General features: G+C 34.2%; 10 protein-coding genes. 7 read left to right on the forward strand and 3 right to left on the reverse strand.

Annotated features, from left to right (window positions below):
• Positions 1-19 precede the first annotated feature (19 nt).
• The 4 genes from KW502_RS08510 (at position 20) to KW502_RS08525 (ending at position 2,682) form a co-directional block, all read left to right on the forward strand.
• A complete protein-coding gene (locus KW502_RS08510) occupies positions 20-769 on the forward strand; it encodes a class I SAM-dependent methyltransferase (RefSeq protein WP_219040125.1) in 750 nt (249 codons plus the stop codon).
• Between the two features lie 826 nt (positions 770-1,595).
• Complete coding sequence (locus tag KW502_RS15610; RefSeq protein WP_219040139.1) at positions 1,596-1,790, forward strand: helix-turn-helix domain-containing protein; 195 nt, start codon at positions 1,596-1,598, stop codon at positions 1,788-1,790.
• A gap of 108 nt (positions 1,791-1,898) precedes the next feature.
• On the forward strand, positions 1,899-2,321 hold the full coding sequence (locus KW502_RS08520; RefSeq protein WP_219040126.1) for a MauE/DoxX family redox-associated membrane protein: 423 nt from the start codon (positions 1,899-1,901) through the stop codon (positions 2,319-2,321).
• Positions 2,322-2,412: 91 nt separating this feature from the next.
• Positions 2,413-2,682 carry a DUF6520 family protein gene (locus tag KW502_RS08525; RefSeq protein ID WP_219040127.1) on the forward strand — a complete coding sequence of 90 codons (270 nt, stop codon included), beginning with the start codon at positions 2,413-2,415 and terminating at the stop codon, positions 2,680-2,682.
• A gap of 65 nt (positions 2,683-2,747) precedes the next feature.
• Here the strand turns inward: KW502_RS08525 and KW502_RS08530 are convergent, their stop codons facing one another.
• The 3 genes from KW502_RS08530 to KW502_RS08540 are packed head-to-tail and all read right to left on the reverse strand — an operon-like array spanning position 2,748 to position 9,929.
• Positions 2,748-5,570: a M16 family metallopeptidase gene (locus tag KW502_RS08530; protein ID WP_219040128.1), complete on the reverse strand. Its 2,823-nt coding sequence runs from the start codon at positions 5,568-5,570 to the stop codon at positions 2,748-2,750.
• A 1-nt stretch (position 5,571) separates the two neighbouring features.
• Entirely contained in the window at positions 5,572-6,954 is a 1,383-nt protein-coding gene (locus KW502_RS08535; protein ID WP_219040129.1) for a RagB/SusD family nutrient uptake outer membrane protein, read from the reverse strand.
• A gap of 17 nt (positions 6,955-6,971) precedes the next feature.
• On the reverse strand, positions 6,972-9,929 hold the full coding sequence (locus KW502_RS08540) for a SusC/RagA family TonB-linked outer membrane protein (protein WP_219040130.1): 2,958 nt from the start codon (positions 9,927-9,929) through the stop codon (positions 6,972-6,974).
• Between the two features lie 723 nt (positions 9,930-10,652).
• On the opposite strand from KW502_RS08540, the gene KW502_RS08545 reads away from it, so the two are divergent.
• From KW502_RS08545 to KW502_RS08555, 3 genes are all read left to right on the forward strand, one after another.
• A complete protein-coding gene (locus tag KW502_RS08545) occupies positions 10,653-10,949 on the forward strand; it encodes a helix-turn-helix domain-containing protein (protein ID WP_219040131.1) in 297 nt (98 codons plus the stop codon).
• A 13-nt stretch (positions 10,950-10,962) separates the two neighbouring features.
• On the forward strand, positions 10,963-11,199 hold the full coding sequence (locus tag KW502_RS08550) for a helix-turn-helix domain-containing protein (protein WP_219040132.1): 237 nt from the start codon (positions 10,963-10,965) through the stop codon (positions 11,197-11,199).
• 167 nt (positions 11,200-11,366) lie between these two features.
• Positions 11,367-11,906 carry a hypothetical protein gene (locus tag KW502_RS08555; protein ID WP_219040133.1) on the forward strand — a complete coding sequence of 180 codons (540 nt, stop codon included), beginning with the start codon at positions 11,367-11,369 and terminating at the stop codon, positions 11,904-11,906.
• Positions 11,907-12,237 lie beyond the last annotated feature (331 nt).

Here is a 12,237-nt window from a genome sequence, read left to right on the forward strand (position 1 = left end):
ATCATTCTCTTTTATAAAAATGTGGTTTCAATTTAAATCATACTTCAAATTTTTAGCTAGCGCTAGCAATCAGCACGGCGTACACTCTCCTTTTGTATATAATTTAGTTACTCAATGTTTTTATGACACTAAAGATAAACCTGAATATTTTAATATAACAACTTATCGAACTCGTCTATTTAAAACTGAAGGTGAAGTTACTTTAAAAGAAGATGATCAAATTAGAAAAGTAAAAATTTCAACCTTAGCTAAGAAAAACAAGTTTTCTAATAAAAAAAGCAAGCTTCTATTTAGACTTTCTGAATACTTATCGGTACAATCTGTGCTCGAATTTGGCTCTTCGCTTCATTTAGTTACCGCTAGTTTAGCTGCAAATTTAAAAACAGTCATTCAAGTGATTGAAGATGATCATGAAGCTAATCGTATCTCTTTTCAACTTTTAAAAGAAGCTAATTTCGAGAATTTACCAGATACTATCAGCAAACTTTCTGAGTTACCAACTCCCCATCAACAGCAAGTAGATTTAGTTTACGTGAACAAACTCTGTTCTAAAAATGATTTCAATACCTATTTCTCTACGCTATTAAAACTAAAACACAATGACAGTGTTTTTGTCTTTAATAATATCTATCATTCTAAAGAGAACTTGAGCATGTGGGAAGAAATTAAAAATCACCCCGAAGTTAGAGTAACGATAGATACTTTTTTATTAGGCTTGGTTTTTTTTAGAACTGAACAAGCCAAAGAACATTTTAAAATTAGACTTTAAATAGAAAAAGCGGACTTATGAACCTCAATAATTTTTCACCACTAACTCAAATTCTACTTGTTTCGGCAGTATTAGTGTTTTTATTCGTATTGGTGATCGCAAACAATAAACGTAATAAATCTAAACGTAACCAAAGAAATACATCAAGTTTTAAACAACGTTTGGAAGACAGAAAAAAGGAGCGAAAGTAGTTTCATCTACTTTCAAAATCATGCATACCTCCCTATTATTTAATAAAAAATTGCCCATAAAACGAGTCACATTATAAAAAAGGAGAACAATTACCTCCAGAAACCTATTTGATGTGCTCAAAATAAATACCCATATTGCTAGAACGGTAGATTTTCTGTAAACGCGCTATGAGAGGTATACTCATAGCGTATATATAATATAAAAAGTATAATTCCAATTTGAGTGCACTATAAAGTGCTGTGCAATGGTCTAGTTATGCGAGCACACTGGACTCACACTGCTCACAATAGGACGTTGCTATGGAGCAGCTATTTGTTGATGATGAATTATGAATGGAACGTAATGAACTTTGCTCAACTCAAATCTCTAGTTTCTAGTTTCTAAATTTACTTCTCTTCTTTTTTACTCATTCATTTTACTATTGAAATTACTAGATTAGGTTAGACACTAAGTTGAGAGAATTTGCTTTAATTCATTTAATTTGAACAATATGAAAACAGTGCGGGTTTGCTGATCCATTGCGATTTTTTTGCCGGAGTTTTCTTGATTTTCTTGGATAACCTCCAAACATTGCAAATCATTGTCCGAAGTGCTAATCTAAACGAGTACAAACTAAAAAAAAGGATTCAAAACCATTTATGGGATTACTGTATTTAAATTTCATTTAGAAAAGCGTCTTGAAATGTCTAATACCTTAATCGAAAGTACCCAACTTCCTTTAAAATCTATCTCCTTTCAATTTGGTTTTAAAGACTACTCCCATTTTTTAAAATCATTCAAAAAGAAATATGGAAAATCCCCTAAAAAGTTCAGAAATAGTAATAATTAAATTTAGTGTTTTATAGGGTTAAATAAGAATAAATCCCTTATAGACAGTTTTTTATCCCTTAAAAACATTTTTGCTTCCTTAACTTTAACCTCATTAAAAGAAAGGGTTATGGAAACCAAAGCGTACATCTTAAAAATTTCTCCGGTTATAGTAGGCATATTATTTCTCTATACCGGTTTAAGGAAATTATGGGAAGGCGATCTTTTTTACCATACCTTACTGAATTCAATCAATATCAAAAACCAGCTTATTATTGAAGGATTAAGTTTGGGGATTCCTATTGTAGAAATAATCACCTCTTTAACTCTTTTGTTTTATCCTAAGAAAAATATTGGTCTGTATATCTCTTTGATAGTATTGATAGTCTATAGCGGATATTTGATCAACCTCTTATTTTTTCAAGAAGAAATCCCCTGTACGTGTAGGACTATTCTACCGCTACTGGGTTGGTATGGTCACTTATACTTTACACTAAGCTTATTTTTATTTCTAATAGGTTTATTACAGTTACGAGGTTTAAAAATAAAATAACACTACCTGTTTTGTTGCGCGACAAAACCAGGAGGAAGCTGAACACCTGTATAAAATAGTAGGCATATTATTCATTTAAAATTTAAATATTATGAAAAGTAAATTTTTAATTCCGTTGTTAGCGGTAATTTTTACAACCGCGATGTCCTTTACTACAGCTAGAACTGTAGTAAATCCGGATTTTGATTTTATCTCTACCGATGCCGGAGTAGTTCGTATTTCTGAAATGCAGTGCGGAGCAGGAACACTAAATTGTAGCGTTCAATTAGAGCCTAATGGAACAGAATATCAAGTTTTTGATGATGAAGACTTAACTGTGGCCAAAAATACGAATAACCCTAATCCTATTGAGTTATTCTAATTATTTCATAATCTAAAAAGGAGCACTGGAGATTTTCTCCAGTGCTTTTATTATTTACTATTGTTTTACAAGAATATAAATTCCATTTTACTATTTTGTTCGATAAAATTAGTCATATCTTTTAAAAAATTTTCTAGTTTTAGATCAGTAAGGTAATTTTTATGTTGTTGGATACTGATCAAAGGTTTTTGATACCTGTAATAGTTATATAATTTTTTTTCTCTTTCATTCAAGAACTCCTGTTTAAAATCAATTCCCTGAATTATTCGTTTCTTCTCCTGATGGAATATATCTTCGGATAAATCTTCACAAAGATTTTTTACTATAAAATCTAATTCTTTTTGTAACTCTTTAATTTTACTATCTTGTGAATTGACTTGAATTTGAAACTCAAAACGATTCATAGCCTCGTTAAACTTTCCGACTGTTGCATAATCATATAAAGGAAACCCTTTTTTATATCTTAATTCAGTAATTTTAGCCTTTATGATTCTAGCCAACAGCTCTAATTGAGTTTCCAAATGAAAAATTTGATTACTACTAACACTATATTTATTAGGCATTAAGAAACTTACTCTTAAGCTGGTTCTGTTTTTTTGATGATCATTTTGACGAATGATTACTGGTTCCCCTTGAGTTAATGATGTACTTTCTATTCGATTTCTTATACTTTGAAAACGTAATTTCTCTTCTGTTGGAATACTTCCAAGATACTTATTTATCAAGGCTAAATTTTTACTGATATTTTGCAACCCGGTGAATAAAAATGTAAATCGTTTAGCATTAGAAAATAATTTATTGTAGATATCATAGGCATTGTCAAAATCGGTTTTGAATATACCCTGATATCGTTGCCTACCAATAGGGTTTTTAGTAAAGTCACCCGTTAAATTACGGATTGTATCTTTTAAACTAGCGGAACCTAAACTAAACGGTGGGTTAGAAAATTTTTGTAATTGAAGAAATTTCCAATCCTTATAAGCTTCCTTATCTTTATTCACTTGAGTAAAGTACAAGGAAGTCAACTTCAGCATTAATTCCAAATCCCTAGTTTCGGATACTGCTTTAATACCACTCTCTTGATAAGAGATATAGGGCTGTGGTAATTTCCACAAACTTGTGGTTGACAGATAGTCTTTTAGTTCAAATTTATTTAAACAAGCTATTCCACTGTTATTAATTATATCTGGGCTATTGATGGCAGAGTAATAATCTTTTGGTGAGAAACTAGCTGCTCCATAACCGGTAAAGCCGTGCAGTCGAATTACATCATCCTTAACTTGTTGATGATCTATAATTACCTTTATACCATTAGCTAAGATATATTCACCAACTTCCAATTTTTTATCATATCGGTAATCAATGGGCACATTTTTTTGATTAGAATTTACCTCAATTGTTAAGCACTCATTATCTTTTTTAGTCGATCTTCCTTTAGGTTGCAGAGCTGGTGAACTTTCTATCCATTTTTTTAAAGTTAATGAATCCATTTTAGCAGTTGAAATAATCCCTAAATCATCGGGATATAATTTTAAGTTCTGATGAATAAATGAATTAAAATCTGAAAGTGATGTTTTTTTAAAATTTTCAGTCAGCCATTTCTCTTTTTCTTCCGGTAGAGCCTCATTGGCTACAAAGTGTCTGCGTATTTCCTTTATCCAATAAAAATCATCCTTATTTACAGAAGCCCTCGATGGTGGGGTGCGACTATTCAATATTTCTTTATATTCATCTTCCTCAATACCATTTTGTTTTAAATTTTTAATAATACCGATGACCTGTTGAAGCGCTTCTTGTTCGTAGTTATTTAGAATTGAAAGTTTTATATGCAGACCCGTCGGGTACATCTCCTTTTCAGAATAACTAATGGCTGCCTGATATTTAGGATTATAAACTTGTAAAGCCTCTTGTATCCTGTGATTTAGAATTTGTTGCAGCATACTCCAATATTGAAGTCTTGAGAGCCCTAAGTAATTACCTAAGTTATGATAAGTAAGTGAATCTCTATAAAATAAAGTCAACTCTGATTTCTCGATAACAAATTCTTGAGTTGATGGTTGTTTCTGAATGGACTTGAAGTTAGGTTTTGACTTAAAAAATAATGAGTCTTTATCCAGAAGTTCCCGATTTCCCTTCTCATTTTTCAGACTTTTAAAAAATTCTTTTAACTTTTCTTCAATCTTTTCAGGTTGTGTTATAGCACCTACAACAACTACAGCCATCAGATCGGGACGGTACCAATCTCTATAATAGCGCCTTACTACCTCTGCATCGAAAGAATCATAATGCGCTATTACTTCTGAGTAATCGTGGATTGACGGAAATAAATACGAATCTAATTTCGTCTCTAAATAGAACTGTGGCAAGTTATCCCCGTTACGGTAGTAAATCTCTTCCTTGATGGCTCCTCTTTCACTATCTATTGCTTTTGAAGACATATCAGTATGAACAGCGATATCTTTAAAAAACTGAAAACCTGTGTCTAATGCTTTTGGATTTGTAGTGGGAATATCAAAAGAGTATTCGGTATACTTAAATGACGTATTGGCAAATTGATCTTTGCGTGTCATCCCTAATTGATTTAAAAGCTGTTCATCATCTCTTATTCCATTTCTAAATGCTAAATGTTCAAGCATGTGAGCGATGTCCAGTTGATCTTCATCCTGTTTATCAAAACCTGCCTTTAGATAAAGTCTCATATAAATTTTTGAAGACTCATTTTCTGTGGGTTTAATGTAATACGTTAACCCATTCTTTAGTTTCCCATAAGTGATCGATTGATCCAAAGCTAAATTACCTAAATTTCCCTGCTCATTGTCTTGACCAACACTTGTAGCTATATTGAAAAAACTAATCATCAACAAAATTAAAACTCTTAACTGTATCATTTTAATAGCCCGGGTTTTGTAGTAGATTTGGATTGGTGATAAGGTCATTTTCAGGAATAGGATATAGCATATCATTAGTTTCCCAATTAGAATCCCCCTCAAAAAAATCATCGATGTTCCCTGTGCGTTTAAGATCGAGCCAACGATGCCCCCATTCTGTAAATAATTCTACTTTTCTTTCCTCAAGAATTTCCTCAAGCAATGTTTGTTGCGTAATTGCCGGATCAGATGTTGAGAGCAGATCAATACCTGCTCTATTTTTGATCATATTGAGGTCTGCTATTGCACCCTGTACATCATTTTGTCTAGCTCGGGCTTCTGCTCTAATTAAATATTGCTCTGCTAATCGAAGAACCATCGAATATTCCGTTAGGTTATCGATACTACTTCGGTCTTTATATTTGTGGGCATAGTAATTTTCTGTACCACTATGATACCCCACCCAATGCTGATAGCGCAAATCATTAGTGTCTAAATTGCTTACAAATTCATTGGATAAAGCGACTCTCGTAAGCGAACTCAATACCGGATGAAACAAGAATGTCCCCCCTTCATTCGTATAGGTCATAGAACTTCCTGACCCTCTAGGGGTTATTTGCCAGATCGCTTCATTACTATTGGCCAGAAAAACATCATCTAAGTCTTCCTCAAGTGCATAACTATCAGAATTATTTATGAGCTGAGTACTATAAAAATCTGCTTGTTGCCAATTTTCAAGGTATACATACACTCTAGACATTAATGCTGAAGCTGCATAGTAATTCGCATAAATGCGATCATTCTCTCTATAGCTTAGAGGCAATTGAGCTAAGGCCAGCTCTAAATCCAAAAGGATCTGTTCGTAGACCGCTTCTGTAGAACTATTCTCTAAACCGGCATTAAGTTGATAGTTTGTTGTTAATGTTAAAGGAACCTCACCATACAGATTGACCAAATAGAAAAAGGAAAAAGCGCGTATGAACCTAACTTCACCTTCCAGGTGTTGAGCAAGTTCTTCATTGATTGCTGATGAATTCCGGATTCCTTCCAGTGCAGAATTACACATGTATATGATATTATAAGCACTCGACCATAATGCCGTATTTCTGATGTTATCGGGCATTAATGCATGATCTTTAAACTCTATATAATCTAAATTGGTTACCCGCAAATTTGTAAGCGTATGGGCAGATAAACCTGCTAAGACGGTTACACTATTTTCCCCTCCTGAGCTAAATGCCCGTGGATAAAGCTGATTGTAAATACCTTTAACAGCACTTAAGGCAGTTTCATCACTATCAAAAACTACTTCACTGGTCACGATCGTATTGGGCGGATCGATCTCTACAAAATCTTCACAAGCCCATAAGGACAGGCAGAGAAGTGATATGATTATATATTTCATAAATAAAAGTTTTAGTATTAAAAATTAAGTTCGACCCCGGCAGCTATTGTTCTTAAGGCTGAAAAGCTTCTTCCTCCATTAGGCATAGCCGGGTCTAGGCCCTCATAAGGAGTCCAAGTAAACAGGTTTTGTGCATTGGCAAAAACCGTAAAGCCTGAAATGCCTACAATTGGGAGAAAGCGCTCGGGTAATTGATAAGACAGGCTAAGTGTTTTTAACCGAAGAAAAGAAGCATCAGAATAGGGCAAAGCAGTAGTTAAGTAATTGGAATACGCAATCGAAGATTCGTAAGATTGAGAAATGGTTTGAAACTGCCCTTGCCCCTCTAATGCCCGGCTAACAATACTTCTTTGATTTCCTAAGCTTCCGGCATCTACCATTGAAATTGTACCTTCCTGCTTTACATATTGAAATAAGAATTGCAATGAAAAGTCATGAACTTTTAAGGTATTCGAAAGGCCTCCAAAATACTGACGCCCATTATTTTTAATTAAAGTACGATCCTGATAATCTATTTGATCATCACCATTCACATCTCTCACCTGATAAAGCCCTGTTTCATCATCAATCCCTTCATAATGATAGCGTAGACCAATAGTTAAAGGCTCACCGATTCGATAGGTATTTGCATAAGAAGATTGTTGTAAATTGGGATAACTAATTAACTTATTCTCCGGAATCGTAAGATTGAATGAAGTTCGCCAACTAAAATTATCTTGCTGAAAGTTTAAACTAGAAAATTCTATTTCCCATCCTTTATTCTCTACCGTGGCTCCTAAATTAGCCTGAACGGTAGTAAAACCAGTAATACTAGGCAAAGGGTAACCCACCAATTGATTGGATGATCTGTTTTGATACCTGCTAATTCCAATATTTATACGATCTTTCAAGAACCCAAGCTGAATCCCTACTTCTAATTTTTTATTCACCTCCCACGAATAATCGGGATTTGCTAAACCTACCGGATATAAACCTCCGGGACCGGAAGTGGCCTCATAGGCATCTAAGTAACCGTAATCTCCAATTTGATCATTTCCCGTACTTCCATAACTCGCTCTCAATTTCCCGAAGGATAGAAATTTTAAAGGATCCATAAAACTTTCTTCAGAAAAGATCCAAGCAGCACCTACGGCACCGAAATTGGCAAATTGTTTTCCGGGACCAAAACGAGAAGAACCGTCTCTTCGACCGGTGAGGTTTAGGTAATATTTCTTTTGCCAATTATAAGCCAGTCTCCCAAAAATAGCAGCATAACGATATTCCTGAGTTCTATTGGATACTGAATTTACACGGTCGGCAGCGGTTAAATTTCCGATCAGACTTTCGGTCACGTAACCTTCACCATATAAACCTCTCCCAAAATCTGTACTTTTTTGAAAAGTAGCTCCTACAATAGCACTTATCGTTCCTTTACTTATTTTTTTATTGTAGTTTATTTGTGGTTCAATGATCCAAGACGCTCTTTCTTGATCTAAATGTGTCGAGCGATGTTCTAAACTTTCCCAACTTGACGGGTTATAAGACTTTTTGGGTCTTTTTACCAATTCTCTACTGGTAAAGAAAGTATACCCTAAGTTTGTCTTTACCTCTAAACCTTCCAAAGGACTGTAAGAAAGACCTAAATTTGAAATACTGTTGTTAGATCGGGTTTGGCTACGGTTATAATAACCCGAAAGTGGATTATTTAATCCTGCTTCCCCCCACTCTTCCCAGTTTAATTCTCCATTGATTAAAAATAGTGAAGGTGCATTTGGGCTTAAATTAAATGCTGTATTGGTAAGGTCTAAATACCCAACCAGTTCATTTTGGGTAACCCCATAATTTGTCTTGAAATTGAGGGTAAACTTTTGATCTTTGGAATGATGATTTAGTTGAGCATTACCGGTAAACCGTTCATAGTTATAATCTCCTCTATAAATAGTACCCTGATTAAAATAAGCTCCTCCTACTCTAAAACTTGTAGTTTGATTACCTCCCGATACGCTTATATTGGCATCGGTAACCGGTGCATTTCCTCCAAAAAACTCTTCCTGCCAATCGGTATTTCTTTGCTGATCCCAGAGTACCAGATCGTAAGCATTATATTGATCCGGCTCTACCCCATCATTTTCGAAAGCTCTTCGTCTTATCTGAAGATATTGAGAGGTATTGAGCATATCAATATGATTAGGAAAAGTAGAGATTCCTGTATATACGCGTGCTTGCACTTCTGTTTTTGCCGATTTTCCTTTTTTTGTTGTAATGAGTACCACCCCATTAGCTCCTCTTGAGCCATAAATGGCGGTTGCATCGGCATCCTTAAGTACTTCAATGCTCTCTATATTAGAAAGGTTAAGGGTACTTAACGGATCGATGCCTGAAGAACTGAGGTTACTGTTGCTCTCTAAAGGCGTTGAATTAATGGGCATCCCATCGATGATGTACAAGGGGTAATTGCCTTCTGTTCGTAAACTGTTTTGCCCCCGTATTCGAATTGTAGGCGCAGATCCCGGTAAGTTACCTCCAGAGTTTACTTCTACCCCTGCCATTCTACCCTGCAAGGCCTCTAAAGGGCTAACCAAGGGTTGCAGCTCTATTTCTTCCGCAGTAACTTTGGCAATATTTCCCGTGCGTTCTCGCTCGGTGGTGGTATAATACCCGGCATTGATCACCAGATCGCCTAAAGAATTTTCTTCTTCTTGTAAGGTAATATTGATTTGTGTTTGATTGGCGACCGCAATCGTTTGCGTTTGATAGCCTAGATAAGCAAATACCAAGCTGTCTTGTGCTTGTGCGTTAAGCTCATATTGCCCATCAAAATTAGTGGTTGTACCACCAGGTTTATTTTTAAAGGTAATATTTACCCCGGGGATGGGCATATTATCGGTATTGGTTACGGTACCCGATATTTGCTGTTGTCCCGTGCAAGGAATAGCCCAGCTGCTCAGGACTAAGAAAATACTTAGCCTAAGGCAGGATCTGAATAAAAATTTCATATTTTTGAAATGTAATTAGTTAAATATTTGAGTTTAGTTAATACACGCCTTCTCTGTCTCGCCAAAGTATAGAGAGGGCTTTTTTATGGATATTAGTTTACCTCATAAGCTTTTGTTTTAAACAGTTAACCCGACCCGGGCGTAGGTACTCTTCTTGCCCTTATGCATACCTATAATTATCACTGCGATTGATTGAAATGAAACCACTGTATAAATGTGGTTTGATTGGTTTCTGATTAGAAAAACCGTACACATTCCATGGGCTTATCTATGGAGTATCTAGGAAGTATCCCAGACTTTTCCTTATGAATAAAGTTTGACAATTGGTTTTTAAAAGATGATTACTGTAATAATAAACACAGGTCTTGTAATTCAGCTCTATTAAGTAGTAACTTATTTAGCTTTATTAACATCCTTATGGCCTGTTCTTATTAAAAAGAAAAAGGCGCAGGTCTCAGCTTATTGAACAGTGGCACTGGTATGCCATTCGCACACAATAAGTGAAAAACCCACGCCTAGGTCGTGAGCTTAATACTTATCCTCTCGTGTGCTAAAAATTACCAGTTTTCTGTTCGAGATTCTAAGCAATAGCTTCAATATTATACTATTTTGAAGAATTGCAAATTTATAATATTCACAAATATATAAAAAAAATTAAATCGTTCGTTATAGCGAACAGTTATTTTTTTAATAATTATTTTTTTTGAGTTAAAAGAATTTCTAATGACTCCTTCGGAAAAGCATAACAAAACTAATTTTATAGTAAATAAGAAGTTATGCAACTTTATAGCGGAGAAATTTCTCAGAAAATTTTATGACAAGGAAGGTAATGAGATTTCACAAAATAAATATGCTGCTATGTGTGGTTTATCTTCCTCTACTATTAGTAAAATAAAAACTGAAGAAGGTTACGACTTACCTATTTCAACTATTTATAACATTTGTAGACAAGAAAATTATTCCCTCAAAAAACTTTTCTCAGAATTTGAGCAAACCTACGGAAAGAACTTCCCTATCTAGTCAATTAATAATAATGGATGATTTAAAGCAATTTTTATTTCAAGTTGGGAAAAATTTAAAAAGTTATAGAGAATTGAATGGTCAAAAGCAGAGTGATATAAGCTTTCATACTGGTTTAGAAACCTCTGAAATAAGTAAATACGAAAAGGGTAAGATTAATATGACATTAAAAACCCTATACAAGTTTGCAAAAGTTTTAAATGTAAATCCTAAAGAATTATTAGATTTTGATATAAAATCAGATCAGTAAAACTCGCAGATTTTTTACTTATCAGTCGTAAGTTTAGTGAATTTATATTCTGGTAACCAAAACCAAAAAGTTGTGTTATCCGGGTGATTTGTATATATAAACCGTTATATTTGTTCGGATATAACACGTTGTGCGGCAGCAACAAAAATGACAACTAAGAATTAAAAATGGGATTTGGATTTAATTTATTCTTCATTTTCATTCTTGTCCCATTGACAGGAATTCTATTGATAGCTTGGCTTCTATCGAGAAAGTTGTTTATCGGAAAAATACTTGGGTTCATTTGGTTAGGAATTTTTGGACTTGTACTTCTATCAGGTATCATTCAGTGGTTAACTTCAAAGACAGAATTGGACAAGGACGATTACTATGGAGAATATGTTATTAATAGGGATTATTTCAAAGGCAAACAGACTGATTGGCAATACAACCATTTTCGTTTTGAAATAACGGATAAAGACTCAATTCTCTTCTATGTAACCGAGAATGAGAAAATATTGGAAACATATCGTGGGACAATCAGAACGACTGACCCTAGAAATTATCGCTCGGCAAGACTGATAATTAAAATGGATAAACCGACATACCATATATTGACCAGTAACCCGACAACTTACCGAAGTGCTTGGGATTTCTACTTGGTATTTAAGTCGCCAAAATTTAACAACGTATTTTTCAAAAAAGGAAAATGGAAACCAATAGAATGAAAAATAAAAGCCGACCGCACAACACTGTATATAGCAAATAGGGCGTTCGGTGGTTAACGAAAGTTCAGTGCTATTTACAAAGACCGCCAAATCGTTGATTTGGCTTTTAAGAATGAATAAATTAAAAACAAAATACAACGCTTTGGCTCTGTGCAAACCTGGAAGTTTATCTCTTTCTACTGCCCTACTTGCCATATACTAACCGTTGTAGGTAATTTAAAAAAAAATATATTGAATAATTTGAAATTTTATACGCCCTTATTACTCATCTTTTTAATTTTAGCTTGTATTGAGAAAACTGATAATTATAAAAAGAAAATTGACAGATTAA

The organism is Mesonia aestuariivivens (assembly GCF_019311235.1).
In the GTDB taxonomy this organism is placed as follows: domain Bacteria; phylum Bacteroidota; class Bacteroidia; order Flavobacteriales; family Flavobacteriaceae; genus Mesonia; species Mesonia aestuariivivens.

Coding starts and splice junctions, on each gene's coding strand:
- KW502_RS08510 (WP_219040125.1), top strand. CDS start 20: ATGTGGTTTCAATTTAAATCATACTTCAAATTTTTAGCTAGCGCTAGC.
- KW502_RS08520 (WP_219040126.1), top strand. CDS start 1,899: ATGGAAACCAAAGCGTACATCTTAAAAATTTCTCCGGTTATAGTAGGC.
- KW502_RS08525 (WP_219040127.1), top strand. CDS start 2,413: ATGAAAAGTAAATTTTTAATTCCGTTGTTAGCGGTAATTTTTACAACC.
- KW502_RS08530 (WP_219040128.1), bottom strand. CDS start 5,570: ATGATACAGTTAAGAGTTTTAATTTTGTTGATGATTAGTTTTTTCAAT.
- KW502_RS08535 (WP_219040129.1), bottom strand. CDS start 6,954: ATGAAATATATAATCATATCACTTCTCTGCCTGTCCTTATGGGCTTGT.
- KW502_RS08540 (WP_219040130.1), bottom strand. CDS start 9,929: ATGAAATTTTTATTCAGATCCTGCCTTAGGCTAAGTATTTTCTTAGTC.
- KW502_RS08545 (WP_219040131.1), top strand. CDS start 10,653: ATGACTCCTTCGGAAAAGCATAACAAAACTAATTTTATAGTAAATAAG.
- KW502_RS08550 (WP_219040132.1), top strand. CDS start 10,963: ATGGATGATTTAAAGCAATTTTTATTTCAAGTTGGGAAAAATTTAAAA.
- KW502_RS08555 (WP_219040133.1), top strand. CDS start 11,367: ATGGGATTTGGATTTAATTTATTCTTCATTTTCATTCTTGTCCCATTG.